The organism is Pseudomonas sp. RA_105y_Pfl2_P56 (genome assembly GCF_963970845.1).
GTDB classification, from domain to species: domain Bacteria; phylum Pseudomonadota; class Gammaproteobacteria; order Pseudomonadales; family Pseudomonadaceae; genus Aquipseudomonas; species Aquipseudomonas baetica_A.
Genome location: NZ_CAXAPL010000002.1, coordinates 189,305 through 210,078, shown reverse-complemented (window position 1 = coordinate 210,078; position 20,774 = coordinate 189,305). Strand labels below are relative to the sequence as shown.

Here is a 20,774-nt window from a genome sequence, read left to right as displayed (position 1 = left end):
GTTTCGTCGATCAGCAACGTGTCTATTCAGTATTGACCCTCATTGGATCCCCTGCTTTTTTGCGGGATTCGTGCCAAAAACCGCTGAGTGGGCACTCCGCCATGACCGTGCATTTGCGCTACACTGCGCCGCTTGTGCAGATCGATAGAGTTTGAAGGACAACCATGACGTTCAAGGCGCCGGACAGCCTCGCCGAGCAAATTGCTCACCACCTCGCCGAACGCATCATTCGTGGCGAAATGAAGCCGGGAGAGCGCATCCAGGAACAGAAGGTCACGCTGGCACTCAATGTCAGCCGCGGATCCGTTCGCGAAGCCTTGTTGATCCTCGAACGCCGCCACCTGATCGCGATCCTGCCGCGCCGTGGCGCGCACGTCACCGAGTTGACGGCGCACAAGGTGCAGAGCCTGTGCACGCTGATGAGCGAGCTGTACATCCTGCTCGGCAACTCGGTGGCCAACGGCTGGCAAGACCAGGCCGACATGGCGCCGTTCGTGCAGATCCAGCAGCGCCTGACCGCCAGCTACGAGCGTCAGGACATCCGTACCTTCGTCGATGACAGTTTCGCCGTGATGCGTGCGGCCTATCCGTTTGCCAACAACCCGTACCTGCAAGAGACCGTCGAGAACCTGCAACCGGCGATGAGCCGCGCCTACTTCCTCGCCCTCGAGCAGCGCAAGGCCGAGATGAGCGAGTTCCTCGAACTGTTCGAGCGCTTGCTGGCCGCCGTGCTTGCCCGTGATCTGCCGCAGATCCGCATCGTGCTGACGGCTTATGCCCAGCGCAGTTGCGATCTGGTGGTGTCCGCCCTGACGGTCGCCTAAGCGTGCGGCTCAAGTGCATCAAACTGGCGGGATTCAAATCCTTCGTCGACCCGACCACGGTGAACTTCCCCAGTAACATGGCGGCGGTCGTCGGGCCGAACGGTTGCGGCAAGTCGAACATCATCGACGCCGTACGCTGGGTGATGGGCGAAAGTTCGGCGAAGAACCTGCGTGGCGAGTCGATGACCGACGTCATCTTCAACGGCTCGACCAGCCGTAAACCGGTGAGTCAGGCGAGCATCGAGTTGGTGTTCGACAACTCCGACGGCACGCTGCTGGGCGAATACGCCGCTTACGCGGAGATTTCCATTCGTCGCAAAGTGACCCGCGACAGCCAGACGACTTATTACCTCAACGGCACCAAATGCCGTCGTCGCGACATCACCGACATCTTCCTCGGCACCGGCCTCGGCCCGCGCAGCTACTCGATCATCGAGCAGGGGATGATCTCCAAGCTGATCGAGTCCAAGCCTGAAGATCTGCGCAACTTCATCGAAGAAGCGGCCGGCATTTCCAAGTACAAGGAGCGTCGGCGCGAGACCGAAAACCGCATCCGCCGCACCCACGAAAACCTTGCCCGCCTGACCGACCTGCGCGAAGAACTCGAGCGTCAGCTCGAGCGCTTGCACCGCCAGGCCGAGGCCGCCAAGAAGTATCAGGAATTCAAAGCCGAGGAGCGTCAGCTCAAGGCGCAACTGTCGGCCCTGCGCTGGCAGGATCTGAACGATCAGGTTGGCCAGCGCGAGTCGATCATCGGCACCCAGGAAATCAGTTTCGAAGCGCTGGTCGCCGAGCAACGTAACGCCGACGCCGCTATCGAGCGCCTGCGCGACGGGCATCATGACCTGTCCGAACGCTTCAATCTGGTGCAGGGGCGCTTCTATTCGGTCGGCGGCGACATCGCCCGGGTCGAGCAGAGCATCCAGCACGGCCAGCAACGTTTGCGTCAATTGCAGGACGACTTGAAAGAAGCCGAGCGCGCGCGTCTGGAAACCGAATCGCACCTGGGCCACGACCGCACGTTGCTGCTGACCCTCGGCGAAGAACTGGACATGCTCACCCCCGAGCAGGAAGTCACCAGCGCCGCCGCCGAAGAGGCTGCCGCCGCGCTGGAAGATTCCGAAACCGTCATGCACGGCTGGCAAGAGCAGTGGGACACCTTCAACCTGACCGCCGCCGAACCGCGCCGTCAGGCTGAAGTCCAGCAGTCGCGCATCCAGCAGCTGGAAACCAGCATGGAGCGTCTGGCCGATCGGCAAAAGCGCCTGGGCGAAGAGCGTGCGTTGCTGTCGGCCGATCCGGAAGACGCGGCGATCATGGAACTCAACGAGCAGCTCGCCGAGTCCGAAGCGACGCTTGAAGATTTGCAGACCAGCGAAGAGGCTCAGGTCGAAAAGCTTGAGCAACTGCGCCAGGAGTTGCAGCAAGCGCTGACCGCGCAGCAACAGGCGCAGGGCGATTTGCAGCGTTTGAATGGCCGGTTGGCCTCGCTGGAAGCCTTGCAGCAAGCCGCGCTCGATCCGGGCACCGGCACGGCTGAATGGCTGAAGGAGCATAACCTGGCCGAACGACCGCGCCTGGCCGAAGGCCTGAAGGTCGAGGCCGGTTGGGAGTTGGCGGTGGAAACCGTGCTCGGCGCCGACCTGCAAGCGGTGCTGGTGGATGATTTCAACGGTTTTGATTTGTCCGGCTTCACTCAGGGCGATTTGCGCCTGCTCAGCCCCGGCACCGATGGCGTGCGAGTGGCGGGCAGCTTGCTGGACAAGGTCGAGGCGCAGATTGACCTGTCGCCATGGCTCAGTCAGGTCAAACCGGTCGACAGTCTTGAGCAGGCCTTGGCCTTGCGCGGTCAGTTGAGCGCCGGGCAGAGTCTGATCAGTCGCGATGGATACTGGGTCGGTCGGCATTTCCTGCGCGTGCGCCGTGCCAGCGAAGCCGAAAGCGGCATGCTTGCCCGTGGCCAGGAAATCGAGACGCTGCATCTCGAACGTGAAGAGCGTGAAGCCACGGTCGAGGCGATGGAAACCCGTTTGCAAACCCTGCGCGCGCAACAGCGTCAGCAGGAAAACGGTCGCGAACATTTACGTCGCTTGCTGCAAGACGAAGCCCGTCAGCAAGGTGAATTGAAAGCCCAGTTGTCCGCCGGCAAAGCCAAGGCCGAACAACTCACGCTGCGCCGTACCCGTCTCGATGAAGAGCTGATCGAGCTCGGCGAACAGCGTGAGCTCGAGCATGAGCAAATAGGCGAAGCGCGCATGCAATTGCAGGACGCCCTCGACGCCATGGCGCTGGACACCGAGCAACGCGAGTTGCTGCTGGCCCAGCGCGACAGCTTGCGCGAGCGCCTCGACCGCGTGCGTCAGGAAGCGCGGCAGCACAAGGACCATGCGCATCAATTGGCCGTGCGGCTCGGCTCGTTGCGCGCGCAGCATGACTCCACGCGCCAGGCGCTGGAGCGTCTGGAAATGCAGGCCGAGCGTCTGACCGAAAAGCGCGAACAGTTGAGTCTGAATCTGGAGGAGGGCGAGGCCCCTCTGGAAGAACTGCGCCTGAGGCTTGAAGAGTTGCTCGACAAGCGCATGTCCGTCGACGAAGAACTCAAGACTGCGCAAATCGCCCTGGAAGATGCCGACCGTGAATTGCGCGAAGCGGAAAAACGCCGGACGCAAGCCGAGCAGCAATCGCAGTTGATCCGTGGCCAGCTCGAACAGCAGCGCATGGAATGGCAAGCCCTGACCGTGCGCCGCAAGGCTCTGCAGGATCAACTGCTCGAAGATGGCTACGATCTCAATGGCGTGCTCGCGACATTAACGGCACAAGCCAGTGAACGCGAAGCCGAAGAGGAACTCGAACGGATCAATGCCCGGATTCAGCGTCTGGGTGCCATCAACCTCGCGGCCATCGACGAATACACGCAACAATCCGAGCGTAAACGTTATCTGGATGCTCAGGATGCCGATCTGGTCGAGGCACTGGAGACGCTGGAAAACGTTATTCGCAAGATCGACAAGGAAACCCGCAACCGTTTCAAAGATACCTTTGATCAGATCAATGGCGGTTTACAGGCGCTTTTTCCAAAAGTTTTCGGTGGCGGGCGCGCGTATTTGGAACTGACGGGCGAAGATCTACTCGATACAGGGGTAACGATCATGGCGCAGCCGCCTGGAAAGAAGAACAGCACCATCCATTTGCTCTCCGGCGGGGAAAAAGCCCTGACCGCGCTGGCACTGGTTTTTGCGATCTTCAAGTTGAACCCGGCGCCGTTCTGCATGCTCGATGAAGTTGACGCGCCACTGGATGACGCTAACGTTGGACGCTACGCACGATTGGTTAAGGAGATGTCTCAGACGGTGCAGTTCATCTATATCACTCACAACAAGATCGCCATGGAAATGGCCGAGCAGTTGATGGGTGTGACGATGCATGAACCGGGTTGTTCGCGACTGGTAGCTGTGGATGTCGAGGAGGCGATGGCGATGGTGGACGCCTAGCGGCGCAGCGGCGAGTTGCAAGCTTCAAGCGGCAAGTGAAGCGGCTTGCAGCCTGGAGCTTAAAGCTTGTAGCTGCGAAGCCTTTGATCGTGCTAGTTTAATGTCAATTTTTCGTATACGTGGGCAAAACATCTGTCAGAACATAGAGTTGGCGCCACGTTTTAAAGCGGTTTGCACAGTGTAAACCCCTTATTTTTCAGCATTTTTTATAGAGGCACGGGATTACATGGAAATCGGTCTGCGCGAGTGGCTGATCGTCATCGGCATCATTGTGATAGCCGGTATTCTTTTCGATGGCTGGCGCCGGATGCGCGGCGGCAAGGGAAAACTGAAATTCCGTCTTGATCGAAGTCTGTCGAATCTGCCGGACGAGGACACCAGCGCCGAGCTGTTGGGCCCGGCCCGCGTTCTGGACACCCATAAAGAGCCACAACTGGACGAGCACGATCTGCCGTCGGTGAGCATGCCGGCCCGCGAAGCACGCGAGCCTCGCGAATCCGGCTCCAAGCGTGGCAAGCGTGGCAGCAACGGTCCGGCCCAGGGCGACCTGAACCTTGACCTGGATCTGGACGGCGGCCCGAGCTTCAGCAGTCGTGAAGACTTCGCCAATGATGCCAAGGCTGCACCGGTGGCCAGTGACAAGGATCAACCGCAAGCCGAAGAGGTTCTGGTGATCAGCGTGATCTGCCGCGACGCTGCCGGTTTCAGAGGCCCAGCGCTGTTGCAGAATATTCTGGAAAGCGGTCTGCGTTTTGGTGAGATGGATATTTTCCACCGTCACGAAAGCATGGCTGGCAACGGTGAGGTGCTGTTCTCCATGGCCAATGCGGTCAAGCCGGGCATCTTTGATCTGGACGACATCGATCATTTCAGCACCCCGGCGGTGAGCTTTTTCCTCGGTCTGCCTGGCCCGCGTCATCCGAAGCAGGCCTTCGACGTGATGGTGGCCGCTGCCCGCAAGCTGTCCCAGGAACTGAACGGTGAACTCAAGGATGACCAACGCAGCGTCCTGACCGCGCAGACCATCGAGCATTACCGTCAGCGCATCGTCGAGTTCGAGCGCCGCGCCCTGACCCATAAGCGTTGATTGAAAAGATTGCCTCGTTATAAAGAGGCAATCGGCAAAATAGATTGAGCAGCCTCGGCTGCTCTTTTGCTTTATGAGAGAACACCCATGACCGCCGCCCAAAACCGCATTCTAGCGCTGCGCGCTGAGCTGGATCAGCACAACTACCGTTACCACGTCCTCGACGAGCCGAGCATTCCGGATGCCGAGTACGACCGGTTGTTCCACGAGCTCAAGGCTCTGGAAGCAGCCAACCCGCAGTTGATCACCCGTGACTCGCCGACCCAGCGTGTCGGCAGTGTGGCGCTGACGGCGTTCACTCAGGTGCGCCACGAAGTACCGATGCTCAGCCTCGGCAACGCCTTCGAAGAAACCGATATGCGCGAGTTTGATCGCCGCGTCACTGAAGGTCTGGATCTGCCGGCTGGCGATCTGTTCGGCGGTGGCTCGGCGGTGGAGTACAGCTGCGAGCCGAAGCTCGATGGCCTGGCGGTCAGTCTGCTGTATCAGGACGGCCTGCTGGTTCGTGGCGCCACACGCGGTGACGGCACCACCGGCGAAGACATCAGCGTCAACGTGCGCACCGTGCGCAACATTCCCCTGAAGCTGCACGGCGAAGGCTGGCCGGCGACCCTGGAAGTGCGCGGTGAAGTGTTCATGTCCAAGGCCGGTTTCGAGCGCCTCAACGCCTCGCAACTGGACATCGGTGGCAAGACCTTCGCCAACCCGCGCAACGCCGCTGCCGGCAGCCTGCGTCAGCTGGATTCGAAGATCACCGCCAACCGTCCGTTGGAGTTCTGCTGCTACGGCATCGGTCAGGTCTCCCACGATATTTCCGACACCCACATCGGCAACCTCAAGCAATTGCAAAAGTGGGGCATGCCGATCAGCCACGAGCTGAAACTGGCCAAAGGCATCGGTGAGTGCCTGGATTACTACCGCGACATCGGTGAGCGACGCAGCTCGCTGACTTACGAAATCGACGGTGTGGTGTTCAAGGTCAACAGCATTGCCGATCAGCGTGAACTGGGCTTCCGCGCCCGCGAACCGCGTTGGGCGATCGCGCATAAATTCCCGGCGATGGAAGAGCTCACCGAGTTGCTCGATGTGGAATTCCAGGTTGGCCGTACCGGCGCCGTCACTCCGGTGGCGCGCCTGAAACCGGTCAAGGTCGCGGGCGTCACCGTGGCCAATGCCACGCTGCACAACATGGACGAAGTCGCGCGGCTGGGCCTGATGATCGGCGACACCGTGATCATCCGTCGTGCCGGTGATGTGATTCCACAAGTGGTGCAAGTGGTCACCGAACGCCGTCCGGACAATGCACGACCTGTGGCGATTCCGGAGAGCTGTCCGGTGTGCGGCTCCCACGTTGAGCGCACGCAACTGATCAAGCGCAGCAAGGGCAAGGAAACCGTCAGCGAAGGCGCGGTGTATCGCTGCGTGGGGCGCCTGGCCTGTGGCGCGCAATTGAAGCAGGCGATCATTCACTTCGTCTCGCGTCGTGCGATGGACATTGAAGGCCTCGGCGACAAGAGCGTCGAGCAATTGGTCGATGAAGGCCTGGTCAGTTCGCCGGCCGATTTATACGCGCTGAAGTTTGATGACATCGTCGATCTGGAAGGCTTTGCCGAGGTGTCCGGCAACAAACTGCTCGCGGCCATTGAAGACAGCAAGAAGCCGGGGCTGGCGCGTTTCATCTATGCCCTGGGCATTCCCGATGTTGGTGAAGAAACGGCCAAGGTACTGGCGCGTTCGCTGGGTTCGCTGGAGCGCGTACAACAGGCGTTGCCGCAGGTGCTGACCTATCTGCCGGATGTCGGCCTGGAAGTGGCACACGAGATTCACAGCTTCTTTGAAGATGCGCACAACCAGCAGGTGATCGGCGAATTGCTCGGGCATGGTTTGCAGATTCAGGATCAGGGCGAACTGGGGGCCGAGTTTGCCGCCAGCACTACGCTGGGCGGCTTCCTCGACAAGCTGCACATTCCTTCGGTCGGCCCAGGCGGGGCGCAGAAGCTGGCAGACAGGTTTGGCTCGCTCGACGCGGTAATGAGCGCCGACTGGCTGGACATGCGTCAGGCATTGCCGGAGAAACAGGCCAATTCGGTACGTGAGTTTTTTGCGCTGCCGCAGCATCGCCAACTGGCCGAAGAGGCCGAGAAGCAACTGCGTGATTTCGGCATGCACTGGCACAGCGAGAAGAAGGTCGTCGAAGGTTTGCCGCTGTCCGGGCAGACTTGGGTGCTGACGGGCAAGGTCGAGTTGATGAGCCGCGATGTCGCCAAGGAACATCTGGAAAGCCTTGGGGCGAAGGTGGCCGGTTCGGTGTCGGCGAAGACGCATTGCGTGGTGGCCGGCCCAGGCGCTGGCTCCAAGCTGACCAAGGCCAATGAGCTTGGGGTGAAGGTGATGGATGAGGAGGCATTTATCGCGTTCCTGAAGGGCTGTGGCCTCTCCGTCTGACCTCTCGTTCCCACGCATTGCGTCACTAGTGTCCGGTAAAAACTGAAGGGGGAGCTTGCTCCCCCTTGCTGTGCCTGCTTCCTGAGCAATAATCAGGTTTTTCAGGCTCGATTTTCGCCTATGTTCAGCAGCACCCGATTTGCACAGATGCTTCAAGTTCTCCGAAAATGCCGTTCGTCTTCAGATATACAGCGCTTTGATCACGTACCTCTTGCTGCACCTTTAGCAGCGCCGGTCAGGTGGCTCTGGGCTATTTCCAGCTTCGTCATTCGGCTAGCCCACACGTTGTTCGAACGGCCATCAAGCATCGAACATCTTGAACATCGAAGGCAGAAGCGAACGGAGCAGAAGGCAGCTCAAGGCTGCCTTCTGCTATGAAACAGGTTTTACCGGACACTAGTGACGCTCTGCGTGGGAACGATCTTTGGGCGGGAATGATCTAGTCTTGGCAAGCCCCAAGGAGAGATCGCCATGTACCGCTTTTTCGAGCAACTCAGTTCTCGCATCGTCGCGCCGTTCATGGGCGAATCTTCACGCAACAGCAAAGTCTGGCCGTGTCGCTGCGGTCAGTCACTGTTCTTTCGCAACAGTCAGTGCCTGGCTTGCAGCGCATTGCTCGGTTATCAGTCTGAACAAAGTCGCCTGACCTCGCTGCAACCGGGGCCGCAGGAAGGCTCCTGGACGCTGGATGCCGATCCCGAGGCGGGACTGTTCCGTCGTTGCGCCAATCTCGATACGCCTGCGGCGTGCAACTGGTTGCTGCCGGACAACGGTCGCGACGTCCTGTGTGTTGCCTGCAGCCTCAATCGCACGATTCCCGATCTTTCGGTTTCTGAAAACCCCGAACTGTGGCGCAAGGTGGAAACGGCCAAGCGCCGCCTGGTGGCACAACTGATCACCCTCGGCTTGCAGGTCATCCCGAAAACGGTGAGTGAAGAAACCGGACTGGCCTTCGATTTCATCGGCGTCGACCTCGAAGGCAATTCACCAATGACCGGCCACGCGAGCGGCCTGATCACCCTTGACATCAAAGAAGCCGACGACGCCCATCGCGAGCGGGTGAGGGCGCAAATGCATGAGCCCTATCGCACGCTGCTGGGGCATTTTCGCCACGAGGTTGGACACTACTACTGGGATCGGCTGATCGCTAACGGTCCATGGCTCCAATCATTCCGCAACCTGTTTGGCGACGAGCGCGCCAGCTATGCCGAGGCACTTGACCACCACTATCAACAAGGCGCCCCACTGGACTGGCCGCAGCATTACGTCAGTGCCTACGCGACCATGCACCCTTGGGAAGACTGGGCGGAAACCTGGGCGCATTACCTGCACATGATGGACGCAGTGGACACTGCGCTGGGTTTTGGCATGAGTGCGCGGGAAATGGACTTCGACTACCAGCCATTTGCGCCAAGCACTCTGTACGAACCTGAACATCCTGGCGGCGGGGCGTTTCTGTCGTTCGTCAACGCCTGGATAGAACTGGCCGGCATGCTCAACGAATTGTCACGCAGCATGGGTCAGCCGGACTTCTACCCGTTCGTGTTGCCGGCGGCGGCGATTGCCAAGCTGCACTTCATTCACCTGGTGATCCAGCAAGAGGGCGGCAGGGCGGATGAGGTGTTGCAAGCGCAATAGCAAGTGCTTGAACCTCTTCATGTTTTTTATCTGAAACCAACGGTTGTAACTTCGTCTCAGATAGGTACAATGGCGCGGCTCGCCGACAGGTGAGTGTCGTTATGGTGACCCCATCGGTCCCCCCGCAACGATTACCCGTGAACCTGGTCAGATCCGGAAGGAAGCAGCCACAGCGGGAACATTGTGTGCCGGGGTGTGGCTGGTGGGGTTACCACCTTAACGAACATCGAACGATTCAACAGAACTGCATGGGTATCGCCCAATGCGGTTTTTTTTTGCCTGTGATTTATGCATTCGTCATGCATCACCCCTGTGCGCGGGCAAGCCCGTCCCTACAGGGATTTCAGTGTTCTTCATGGATAACTCGCCGCGATAGATGCAGCCACGGGTGCAGGTTTCGTGGATGCGGATCCAGCCCGTGTGCGGATCGAGGTCGCCGCTTAGGTGAATCGCCACTTTGGGGACTTCGCTGAGGGGGGGGATCGTTGCCGGCATCGCTCTGCGCCATAGGGCGTTCCTTGCTGGAATGAGAGAGAGGCGGGGAAGGTTGCAGAGTTCGAACCAAGTTTGAATAGCTATTTCCAATGCTTGAAAACTATATGAATTGATAGTTGTTGGATTAACAACTATTGGGGTGAGCTGTCATCTTGACGTTTTGTTCTGTCAATTTCTTGTATGAAAGAACTTAATATTTTGAATTGAGTCTGGATTGTTCCTATGGCCCCACTGGAATAGTCCTACAGGATATTAGTCCTGTTCCTGCTTCGAATTTATTGACCGTAAAGGTTTGATCCAATATATCTATAGCTCCAAATGATTCTCAATTTTTCAAAGCATTCTAATGGCAATACAAGGACGTAAGATGAGTAATCGTAGTGTCGATATTGAATCTATTAAAAATGTTATTCGGGCGGATGGCGTCATGATGAGTGCTGCCTTCGTAAAAATGTATGTAGATCCACTTCTTTTGCAAATTGAAAATACTCCCCCTGGAATGGAGCTTACAAGACCTGTACACACGGGGCCGGCGACAAGTAACTGTACTCAATGCTTCAGCAGGTGTTGCTATGCTTCCTACTCGCCAAAATCAATAAAAAGCGGGACGTGTTATGGGCTGGTGCCAAGTGCCAATGTAGTTGTCTTTAACTAGTCGCAAACCGCCGAAAGGCGGTATTTTATTTGACATAAGGAAATGTTGATGAGTGGTTTTTCAAAAGTTGAATCCATGTCGACTTATTTCGGAGCGCATAGAGTTTTAGTAAATGATTATCTGAATGAACTGTATAAGAGTAAAGAGTTCGATCTTGCTTCTTTGTTCGATAAAAAACTGGCTAATGCGTTTGCTATACATGTTGCGAACAAGGTGGAAAGTTATGTTCGGCAAACCATTGAGGCAGAAGTTTCGCATGTCAATGAAGATCTCGGCGTCAGTATGACGTACGAGGATTTTTTAGAGAAGGATGAGTTGTATCTAGAATTTTTGAGTAAATATGAATCACTGCAGTACTTGCTAGATAAACTTTTTGCGGATGAGTTGGAAAACTTTTCCTTAGTAAAGGGGGCTTTTGTTCAGTCGCTTCCGGAATTGCTACGGACTGGTTTTCTGGCGGACGCTCATGAAGTGAGTGATGTGTTTTTGCTCGGGGATGAAAGTCACGATGGAAATAAAAATGTCGCTCTATTTTACGTACGGGGATGCCCCGCCTTTGCCTTGAAATTGCGCGACCTGGAACTGGAAAGGAAAACAAGCGAGTTTCTTGGGGATTTCTTTAAGGATCAATGTGATATCCAAGGCTGGGAGTTTCCTGAATATATATCGGGGCAGGATTTCGGATGGGTGAAGTGGTGTGATCAGGTTCCTTTGAAGAGCCAAGCGGAGGTAGAGAACTATTATAAGTTAGCAGGCTATTTGATTGCCGCAGTTGCTTCGTTAGGGGTTACCGATCTTCATTATGAAAATATAGTAACTCATCATGGAAATCCTGTGCCGGTTGACTTGGAAGCAGTATTTCATCATGTCTATGTTGACGCGTCTCGTTCGGCAATAGCTAGAACTGGGCTTGTGCCGAATGTTATTAAATACACAGATGGACTTGCCGACACCGAGCACGCGGGGATAGGAAATATATTTCGGAAAGAAATCATTAGAAAAGCATCTTTGAACAAAAATCCGAACGCAGTAGTGTTTGATGGTTGTGTACAGAATCCGATGGACTATATTGATTGTATGGTTGCTGGCTGTGTGGAGTGCTATAAAATTATAACTGCTGAGTATCAGCGGTTTGTGAGGTTTTTTAATCAAGCTTCTAATCTTAAAAATAGAATGATATTGAGAGACACGGCTAATTATTGCTTGGTGATTGAGGCGTCTTTTCATCCGCTACTTCTAAAGAGTAATGAAGGGCGAAAAAACTATATCGAGTCCTGCCTCGGATCAATCGAAGATTATCGGGCTGAGCCCGCTCTCTTAAAGGCTGAGGTTGAAGCCTGTTTTCTTGGGGATGTCCCAAGGTTTACGTCTAGTGCAAAGGCTCTTTTCGTTTGTTCAGTTCATGCTGTGAAAAGTATTAAACTGATTAACTATGTGAGTGGGTACGATAGTGTAAGGAGTGATTTGCATCGTATAGTAAGTGATGGGTATGGTCACGAGATTGAATTTTTAAAGTGCGTGTATAAAGAGGCTGGAAAAGTAGTCGATATGAACTTTAGGTTTAATAGGGTTGGCTTCTTTGATGATGGAGAAGTCTCTAATTGTTTTTCTTTAGACACGACTTCCGCTTCAGTAAAGAGAACTGCTAAGCACATGCTTTATAAAAAATCTCCCCCGTTACTGTTTACCAGTAGAAGTGAGAGCTATCTTGAGCTAACTTCGGTAGGGTTCGATTTGTTTTCGGGTTCGGGAGGGCTTGGGTATCTCGCCTCTACTGGGGGGTTATTCGAGTCAGAGTCTGAGAATAAGGAGTTTCTCTCCGCGTATTATGAAATGGTGGTGGGTAGTGAGTTTCTCTCCTCGTCCCCAATAGGTGGAGCATATGTCGGTGGGTTGAGTTCGATAGCTCCGATTTTTATAGATGGAAACCTGACCTCTATTTCCGCTGCAACCGATAAAATTGTCACGTCTATTTATGCATGTGAATATAAGAAAATGGGTTCGGGATTGGTTTATGGTCTTGCCGGGGCTCTAGTGATTGCAAGTTGTTACTTTGAACTATCACGGATGGAAGTTTGGCGAGATGTTGCTAGGTCGCTATTCGATGTTTTAGTAGCGCGATCCGAACTCGATGGTGAGCAGATAATATTTGCTGCCAATATCTCAAGGCACGCAAAGAAGATATTATCTGGGCTTTCGCATGGTCAAGCAGGAGTCGCTTATTCGATCGCGGTATATGCCCTTGTTTTTGATATTCCTGATGGGGCGATCCTGCCATTGATAAAAGGCGTGATCATGTCGGAAATCAATTGCTTCGACCCTCAGCGTGGTAATTGGCCTGATTTGAGAAGTAAACCTCGAAATATAGAACTTCAAGATGAGTTTGGGTGGGCTTATGGGGGGGCAGGGATTATTTATGTATTAGATTTTTTAAAAAGACATTTTAATATCTGCATGATCAATGAGTTCCTACAGAAATACAATGTTCGTGCATTATTTGAGGCGAGTGTTTTAGAACCTGGCAAAAAAGAAAGTTTCTCAGTTTCCAACGGAGCCTTGGGCGTAGAGTTGATTTATCGGCGACTATTCAAGAAAGCTTTGAATAGTGATTTGGAAAGTAAGTATTGGTCGATTCATGGTTCGGCCACTTTAGGTTGTGGTCTGATGAAAGGAAGTGCCGGAGAATGCCTAGCCCTGAAATCCCTGATGACAGGTGATCGATCCTTTCCCCTGTTACCTCATGAATTGTTCAAGCTTAACTTTCAGGAAGTATTCGAATGAAGGCCAAAGGGTTTGTCGATGCTTATAAGCTATTAAAGTTGTCCATGAAATCAAAGGATGCAGGTCGTTTGGCCTTTTTGGTGACGCTGGTTTTGCTTACCGCGATAGGGTTTGGGTTGTTGCCCATGTTTTTTCAACGGATGCTTGCGGTCGCTTCAAGTGATCATGAACAGTTCTTGATCTTTCTGGTTTTGGTGATTGGTGTTGTTTTTATATCTCAGGTGTTATCTCATTCGTCTGATGTGTTGACAATGATGTTTATTCAGAGGGTTAATATAAATCTTGGTGAGATGTTTATTAAGAAATCAATTGGTTTATCTGCGAATGAGAGTCTTGTACAAGGGCCGGCACACCTTGCGCAGGTGTTGCAATGTGCTTCTGCGAGTATGGATAATACTGTGCGCTCTTTATTGGTTGGTGTGCTGCCGTCCTTGGTTCAGATATTAGTATCGTTTGTAGTGTTGCTGTTTTTTGAAGATTTTTTCGTAATGTTTATGATTTTTTTATATGTTTTTGTATATGCCATTCTTAGCGCTTCAGTGATAGGTCGTTTGTCAGAGCTATTCAAAGCTGTGATATTGAAGGAAATGGGATGTTCTAAAACTGTCCATGGCATTGTTTCGAATATTGAGACGATACGTATTTATTTAGCTGAGGAGTTTCTACTGCGGTTTTTTCGCGAAGATCAAGAAGGGGTTTACCAGTCTTGGTTGGATTTCTATAGGAAAAGTACTTCTCTGGAGGTGGTCAGGATAGTTATTTTTTCATTGGTTTTTTTTGTGGTTATTTATGAGTCCTCGTTAAGGTTGCTTTCCGGTGAGATAGGTGTTGGTCATTTAGTAATGGTTGCAGCCTATATGTTTCAGGTTTGTCAGCCGTACGACGCTCTTTTAAAGAGTGTTGGAAGCATGATCGAGTCACTAGGTGGGTTTGCACCATTACTAAAGCATTTTGACGCTTGCGAAATTCGGCGTGTTGATAAAAATAATAAACTTCCGAACGTTGGTCATGGTCTGGAGTTTTGTAATGTTGGGTTCTCTTACCCTAACCGACCTGTAGAAAAGGTGCTGTGTGATTTGTCAATTCGATTTGCTCCGGGTGAAGTCGTCGCGATCACTGGCCCGTCTGGCGTGGGTAAGTCAACTATTGTCAAATTGCTGATGCGACTCTACGTGCCATCGTCAGGTTTAATTAAATATGGTGGTGTTGCGATAGGCGATTTGTCTGATCACGATTTTTATTCCAGGTTTTCTTTCGTGTCCCAAGAGGTTGGTTTGTTCAACGGTACGCTGAGATTTAATCTAAAAGTTGCCGATCAGAATGCACCGGATGAGAAACTGGAAGCTGTTCTAAAGCTCGCTAATCTTGAGGTATTCCTGAAAGGATTACCGTCCGGACTGGACACGGAAATTGGAGACAGAGGTCTAATGTTGTCGGGAGGAGAGCGCCAACGTCTTGCGCTGGCAAGAAGTTTTTTGCGGGATCATAAGGTGGTTGTTTTTGATGAGAGTACCGCGTTTCTTGATGAGGCGGCAGAGCGTACAGTCATATCAAATATAAAGAAATATAATGCGTCTAACATTGTGATCATTGTTGCTCATCGCGAGTCAATATTAAAGCTGGCTGATCGAGTAGTCTCGTTTAATGGCGAATATTGTGTGGAGCTTTAGTAGTGAGAATTTTGTCTGTTTCAGTTAAAGGGTATCGCTCTATTGATGATGTGTTTATTAATCTTGACGGATTGAACATTTTTCATGGCGCTAATGGAGTTGGGAAGACCAATTTGTATAATGCACTAAAGCTCGTGCAGGCCGCCGCGACGGGGGAGTTCTCAAAGTTTATCGTTAGGGAAGGTGGCATGCAGTCGATCCTTTCGGAAAGTTCAAAGCGCAGTGCCGAACGCTCAAAAATTATTCTTGAAGTGCGTTTTTCAACTTTTCCAGATGATGGCTATTACAGTTATAGAATTACAGCAGGCTTGGTGCCGCAAAAAAATGTTTTTGGAGAGAAAATTGTATTGGGCGATGGCTTTGAGTTTGAACCGCAAATTAAAAATGAAAAGTTATCGTTTTATGATGGGCGAAAAACTCATATTCTGATGGTCAGAGAGAATAGTTTCTTGAAAGTCATGGGTCGAGAAATGGCCATGCTGGACATGACTAATTCTATTCGACTATTTCCCTCGGCAACGGCATTAAACTCTCTCACAGATGCGGAGCGTTTTCCCGAGGTGTTGCGTATCAAACATGAAATAATGGGGTGGCGTTTTTATCATGGTTTCAGGACTGATATTGAGTCACCCATCCGTAAGCCTTGCTACGCTGTTAGTGGTACCGTGCTTGATTCCTGTGGAACAAATCTCGCTGCTGTTTTGGCGACGCAAAAATATATAGTTCAGGATCTTGATGTTATTGAAAAACTGATTGCGGATACATTCGGTGGAGCAACTTTGGATATTTCAAAGCCCGAGCGTACCGTTTCGTTTGGTTTGCGTTTCGCTCACAGTAATCGGACAAGTAATGCGTGGGAGTTGTCTGACGGTACGTTGCAGTATATTTGCCTGGTCGTTGCGCTGACATCCGGTTCTTTGCCTCCTTTTATTGTTTTGAACGAGCCTGATAACAGCCTTCATCCTGATATGCTCAGATCGTTGGCTGGTTTGATTAGCTCTGCCAGTAAGCGATCGCAGATTTGGGTTGTTACGCATTCACCGATATTGAAAGATATTCTAGAGGAGTCAGGGGCGTTCAAATCACGGCATGTTATCAAGCGGGGGCTTCATACATGGATTGAAGGACTGACTCTTAATGGTGATGTCGATGTTTTGTGAGTCAACCGCACGCTATGCCCGTTGAAGTCGAAGACTTGATCCAGCAGCCAGTCCGTCATGGTCCTGTCCTCTTGGCAGGGTGGGAGCCAAAAAAGCATAGGCATAAAAAAACAGCCGCGAAGGCTGTTCTCTATATCCTTGATGAACACCGATCCCCTGAAGCGGCTTCTGGCAACGCCTACAAGGGGATGTGTATTGAATTACTCGCCGCGATAGATGCAGCCGCTGGTGCAGGTTTCGTGGATGCGGATCGCGCTCAGTTCCGGCAGAAGTGGTTTCAATTCATTCCAGATGAATTTGGCCAGGACTTCGCTGGTCGGGTTTTCCAGGCCGGGAATGTCGTTCAGGTAGTTGTGATCCAGGCGCTCGTAGAGCGGCTTGAAAATCGCTTTGATCTCGGAGAAGTCGCGGATCCAGCCTGTGTGCGGATCGAGGTCGCCGCTCAGGTGAATCGCCACTTTGAACGAGTGGCCGTGAAGGCGCCCGCACTTGTGGCCGTCCGGTACGTGCGGCAGGCGATGGGCGGATTCGAATGTAAATTCCTTGAAGATTTCCACAGTAGTTTCGGCTCTGTTCAGATGGCGTTCGCCGCAGCGATTCGGGCAGGCGGCGAGTTTATCAGCTTGTGTTTGGCCTTGCTGACTAAAGGGTCAGCAAGCGCTCGGCGAGGCGACCATTGGCAGCCAGTTCGAGGAATTCGTCCCCCAGGCGCCGGCTCTCGTCCATCGCCGCGTGCCAGTATTTTTGCCGGCCCGGCGCATCGCCCATGAAGCGCTTGAAGTCGTTGCGGTCGGGCAGTTTGCCGTAGGGCAGGCGTGCCAGATATTCCTTTGACGGCGCGAGCAACAACACGTCTTGCAAGCGCTCCACCGAGGCCCGGCGCCATGGCAGGGTCTTGTCGAACCAGCCCGGAATCACACGGTCGGTGAAGTGCGGATAGAGCACGATGCCGTCGCCGCTGTAGGGCAGGTCAAGGTGATAGTCGAGCAGACCGCCGTCGCGGAAAGTCCCTGCACCGGCGCCGGGCAGGTCGCGCACGCCTTCCATGATCATCGGAATCGAACCCGAGGCCAGCAGCGCCTGACGCAGATTGGCGGCATTGAGCGCGACGAAGCGCGACGGGAAATCGTTGAGCGCATGCACCGGCGGTGCGAGGCGCGGATCGTGGATGATCAGCCGTTCGAAATGTCGCGACAGCCGCGCGCGACCGCGCAGGTTGTCGGCAATCACCGAGCCCAGTGCCAGCCCGAGTCGAGCGCGATGGTCGTCCGCCAGACGGCCCTGGCTTTTGACCACCATGATGTTCAAGCGGTAATCGGCGTTATTGAGAATGCTGTCGTCGCGGCCATCGAGCAGGTCATTGAGCATGCGCTGCGAGCTCTGACTGATCTGGGCCATGGTCACGCCTTTGTTGAAATTCTGCTCGGCGTACAGGTGGCCGAGGCGACGAATGCCTGCGGCGGCGTCCGGCAGGCAGGCGCTGGCAAAGCGCCAGGAACCCACTGACGCACCGATCAGCGAACGTTCGCGCGGCGCACTCGGCAGCCACTCACCGAACAAGGCCAGATCCAGCCCCTGAATCCCCAAGGCCTTTGGCCCACCGGCCGCGCCGGGCAGGGTGCCGACATCAGCAGCGTTGAGGCCTTGGGCGCGGATGCGCGCCATGGCCCGGGGGCCGGCCTTGAGGGTGAGGGACGGAAACTTGATGTGGATGGCTGTCATACCGGTCTCGATCGTTAGCAAGCGAAGGATTATAGAACCACGGCGGCCCTCTGTGGGAGCGAGGAAACAATGATGGCAATTCAGTTTCAGTTAAGTTCATCCCGCTAAGGTGCCCTGCGTTGCAACACATAAAAATATGGAGTCACCCATGAAAACCCTGACTGCCCTGTCCATCGCCTCGCTTTTCGGCTTGACCGCCAGCATCGCCCACGCCCGCGACCTTGGCCCCGATGAAGCCCTGCGTCTGCACGACGCTGGTACTATCGTCTCCTTCGAGAAGCTCAATACCACGGCGCTGGCCAGACATCCGGGTTCCGAGATCACCGACACCGAGCTGGAAGAGCAGTACGGCAAGTACATCTACCAGATTGAAATGCGTGATCCGCAGGGGCAGGAATGGGATCTGGAATTGAACGCGGTGACGGGGCAGGTTCTCAGGGATCATCAGGATAAGTAATGAAGGTTAATGTTCGCGCCACCCGTTGCACGGCGTTGGCGCTCGTGATTTTTTGTTCGACGGCGATGGCTCGCGACCTCGATCAGGACGAAGCGCTGCGCCTGGTTCGCGCGGGTGTGATTTTGCCGCTGGAGCAAGTGCTGCATCAGGCAATGGCGCGTTACCCCGGCGCGAAGCTTTTGGAGGTCGAGCTGGAAGAGAAGCACGACGTCTACATGTATGAAGTCGAGTTGCTGACCGTCGAGGGTGTGGCGCGTGAGCTGCACCTGAAGGCTGATACCGGTGAACTTGTGAAAGACGAGGAAGATTGATCGATGCGTTTGCTTTTGGTGGAAGACCACGTACCGCTGGCCGACGAGTTGCTCGCCGGCCTGCAACGCCAAGGTTACGCAGTGGATTGGCTGGCAGATGGTCGTGATGCGGTGTATCAGGGCCGCAGCGAACCCTATGACCTGATCATCCTCGACCTCGGCTTGCCTGGCGTGCCGGGGCTAGAGGTGCTGGCGCAATGGCGTGCCGGGGGCCTGGCGGTGCCGGTGCTGATCCTCACGGCACGCGATTCCTGGGCCGAGCGCATCGAAGGCCTGAAGGCCGGTGCCGACGATTACCTGACCAAACCGTTTCATCCCGAAGAGCTTTATTTGCGCATTCAGTCGTTGTTGCGCCGCTCCAAAGGCCAGGCCAACCAGCCGACGCTAAAGGCAGCCGGCCTGCATCTGGATGAGGGCCGCCAATGTGTCGTTCGCGACGGCGCCGACATTCAACTGACCGCCGCCGAATTTCGCTTGCTGCGCTATTTCATGCTGCACCCCGAGCAAATCCTCTCCAAAAGCCACCTCGCCGAACACCTCTACGACGGTGAGACCGAGCGTGATTCCAACGTTCTTGAAGTCCACGTCAATCACCTGCGCCGCAAGCTCGGCAAAAGCGTGATCGAAACCCGTCGCGGCCAGGGTTACCTGTTCGGCGGGCAAGCGTCGTGAGGTCAATCCAGCGCCGCTTGAGCCTGGGGTTGATCAGCGTGCTGGTGGTGGTCGGCGTGGTGCTGGCGCAAACCAGTCTGTGGCTGTTCGAGGTGGGATTGCAGCGCTATCTCGAGGCCGGTTTGCGCAACGACAGCGAAAGCCTGCTGGTGGCGCTGGTGCGTGGCCCGCAAGGCTTGCAGCTGGATGAGCGGCACCTGTCGCCGGCCTATCAGCGACCGTTCTCCGGGCACTATTTCCGCATTGATTTTGCCGACAGTCACTGGCGTTCCCGTTCGTTGTGGGATCAGGACCTGCCGCAGCTCGAACACCAAGGCCTGCACAGCAATCTGCAGTTGGGCCCGGACGGGCAGCAGTTGCTGGTGTTGCGTTCGGACTATCGACGGCTGGGCCAGTCGATCTCGATCAGCGTCGCCCAGGATTACACCCCGGTGCGCGAAAGCTTTCAGCGCATGCGCCAGATCGGACTGGGTTTGGGCGTGCTCGGGCTGTTGCTGATTCTGTTTTTGCAACGGCTCACCGTGCGCCGTGCCTTGCGACCGCTGGAAAAGGCGCGTGAACAGATCGCCCAATTGCAGCAGGGCCAGCGTTCGCAACTCGATGATCAGGTGCCGGTTGAACTCGAACCGTTGGTGGCGCAGATCAACCATTTGCTCGCCCATACCGAAGACAGCCTGAAACGCTCGCGCAATGCACTGGGCAACTTGGGGCATGCCCTGAAAACGCCATTGGCGGTGCTGTTGAGTCTGGCGGCGAGCGAAAAATTCGATGGCCATCCCGAATTACGCAAGATCCTCAAGGAACAACTGGAGCAAGTGCAGCAGCGGCTCAATCGCGAGCTCAACCGTGCGCGATTGTCCGGTGATGCGCTGCCGGGGGCGTTGTTTGACTGTGACGCAGAACTGCCGGGACTGTTGGCAACCCTGAACATGATCCACGGCGAGCATCTGGCGTTGAGTTACGTAGCGCCACCGGGGCTGCAATTACCGTGGGATCGGGAAGACCTGCTGGAGCTGCTCGGCAACCTCTTGGACAACGCTTGTAAATGGGCGGATGCCGAGGTTCGTCTCCGTGTGATCAAGCGTACTGATGGCTTTGCCCTGAGCGTGGAGGATGACGGGCCGGGCATACCCCAAGCGCAACGGGGTCAAGTGTTCAGCCGTGGGACGCGGCTTGATGAGCAGACGCAGGGGCATGGTCTGGGGCTGGGCATCGTGCGGGATATCGTCGATACGTGGGGTGGGTTGTTGGTGCTGGGCGAAAGCGAGTGGGGCGGGTTGAAGGTGGTGATCGAGTTGCCCCGGCGCTGAACCGCAGGTCGCTATAAAACCACTGTGGGAGCGGGCTTGCTCGCGAAGGCGGCGGG

General features: G+C 54.7%; 15 protein-coding genes and 1 other RNA gene. 13 read left to right on the top strand and 3 right to left on the bottom strand.

Annotated elements, in window-relative coordinates; all coding sequences use genetic code 11:
• Positions 1-164: 164 nt before the first annotated feature.
• The 6 genes from AACY11_RS02625 to ffs all read left to right on the top strand — a co-directional run bounded on the left by AACY11_RS02625 (position 165) and on the right by ffs (position 9,693).
• Positions 165-824, top strand: coding sequence for a GntR family transcriptional regulator (locus AACY11_RS02625; RefSeq protein ID WP_339432456.1), 660 nt, complete (start codon positions 165-167; stop codon positions 822-824).
• Between the two features lie 2 nt (positions 825-826).
• Positions 827-4,315 carry a chromosome segregation protein SMC gene (gene smc, locus AACY11_RS02620; RefSeq protein WP_339493816.1) on the top strand — a complete coding sequence of 1,163 codons (3,489 nt, stop codon included), beginning with the start codon at positions 827-829 and terminating at the stop codon, positions 4,313-4,315.
• Between the two features lie 226 nt (positions 4,316-4,541).
• Entirely contained in the window at positions 4,542-5,402 is an 861-nt protein-coding gene (zipA, locus tag AACY11_RS02615; protein ID WP_339432454.1) for a cell division protein ZipA, read from the top strand.
• An 87-nt stretch (positions 5,403-5,489) separates the two neighbouring features.
• Complete coding sequence (gene ligA / locus AACY11_RS02610; RefSeq protein WP_339432453.1) at positions 5,490-7,847, top strand: NAD-dependent DNA ligase LigA; 2,358 nt, start codon at positions 5,490-5,492, stop codon at positions 7,845-7,847.
• Positions 7,848-8,318: 471 nt separating this feature from the next.
• Positions 8,319-9,485, top strand: coding sequence for a zinc-binding metallopeptidase family protein (locus AACY11_RS02605; RefSeq protein ID WP_339432452.1), 1,167 nt, complete (start codon positions 8,319-8,321; stop codon positions 9,483-9,485).
• Between the two features lie 111 nt (positions 9,486-9,596).
• An RNA gene (ffs, locus tag AACY11_RS02600) (signal recognition particle sRNA small type) lies at positions 9,597-9,693 on the top strand.
• Positions 9,694-9,782: 89 nt separating this feature from the next.
• Here ffs and AACY11_RS02595 read toward each other — a convergent pair.
• On the bottom strand, positions 9,783-9,980 hold the full coding sequence (locus AACY11_RS02595; protein WP_339464983.1) for a hypothetical protein: 198 nt from the start codon (positions 9,978-9,980) through the stop codon (positions 9,783-9,785).
• Between the two features lie 703 nt (positions 9,981-10,683).
• On the opposite strand from AACY11_RS02595, the gene AACY11_RS02590 reads away from it, so the two are divergent.
• Genes AACY11_RS02590 through AACY11_RS02580 form a run of 3 tightly spaced genes read left to right on the top strand, consistent with a single transcriptional unit; the run spans position 10,684 to position 16,246 of the window.
• On the top strand, positions 10,684-13,416 hold the full coding sequence (locus tag AACY11_RS02590) for a DUF4135 domain-containing protein (protein WP_339493814.1): 2,733 nt from the start codon (positions 10,684-10,686) through the stop codon (positions 13,414-13,416).
• A complete protein-coding gene (locus tag AACY11_RS02585; RefSeq protein WP_339493813.1) occupies positions 13,413-15,086 on the top strand; it encodes an ABC transporter ATP-binding protein in 1,674 nt (557 codons plus the stop codon). Before AACY11_RS02590 ends, AACY11_RS02585 begins: the two co-directional genes overlap by 4 nt.
• Positions 15,087-15,088: 2 nt before the next feature.
• Positions 15,089-16,246: an AAA family ATPase gene (locus AACY11_RS02580; protein ID WP_339432449.1), complete on the top strand. Its 1,158-nt coding sequence runs from the start codon at positions 15,089-15,091 to the stop codon at positions 16,244-16,246.
• 200 nt (positions 16,247-16,446) lie between these two features.
• Here the strand turns inward: AACY11_RS02580 and queD are convergent, their stop codons facing one another.
• Entirely contained in the window at positions 16,447-16,803 is a 357-nt protein-coding gene (gene queD, locus AACY11_RS02575) for a 6-carboxytetrahydropterin synthase QueD (RefSeq protein WP_007955941.1), read from the bottom strand.
• Between the two features lie 85 nt (positions 16,804-16,888).
• Positions 16,889-17,968: a patatin-like phospholipase family protein gene (locus AACY11_RS02570; RefSeq protein WP_339493811.1), complete on the bottom strand. Its 1,080-nt coding sequence runs from the start codon at positions 17,966-17,968 to the stop codon at positions 16,889-16,891.
• A gap of 148 nt (positions 17,969-18,116) precedes the next feature.
• Here AACY11_RS02570 and AACY11_RS02565 point away from each other — a divergent pair, with 148 nt between their 5' ends.
• From AACY11_RS02565 to AACY11_RS02550, 4 genes are read left to right on the top strand one after another with little or no spacing between them, the layout of a single operon-like run.
• Positions 18,117-18,425 carry a PepSY domain-containing protein gene (locus tag AACY11_RS02565; RefSeq protein WP_339464958.1) on the top strand — a complete coding sequence of 103 codons (309 nt, stop codon included), beginning with the start codon at positions 18,117-18,119 and terminating at the stop codon, positions 18,423-18,425.
• Positions 18,425-18,736: a PepSY domain-containing protein gene (locus AACY11_RS02560; protein ID WP_339432446.1), complete on the top strand. Its 312-nt coding sequence runs from the start codon at positions 18,425-18,427 to the stop codon at positions 18,734-18,736. Before AACY11_RS02565 ends, AACY11_RS02560 begins: the two co-directional genes overlap by 1 nt.
• Before the next feature lie 3 nt (positions 18,737-18,739).
• The gene (locus AACY11_RS02555; protein WP_221732956.1) at positions 18,740-19,408 is read left to right on the top strand and encodes a response regulator transcription factor; all 669 of its coding nucleotides are present in this window, start codon (positions 18,740-18,742) and stop codon (positions 19,406-19,408) included.
• Complete coding sequence (locus AACY11_RS02550) at positions 19,405-20,718, top strand: sensor histidine kinase (RefSeq protein WP_339432445.1); 1,314 nt, start codon at positions 19,405-19,407, stop codon at positions 20,716-20,718. Before AACY11_RS02555 ends, AACY11_RS02550 begins: the two co-directional genes overlap by 4 nt.
• The last annotated feature ends 56 nt before the right edge of the window (positions 20,719-20,774 follow it).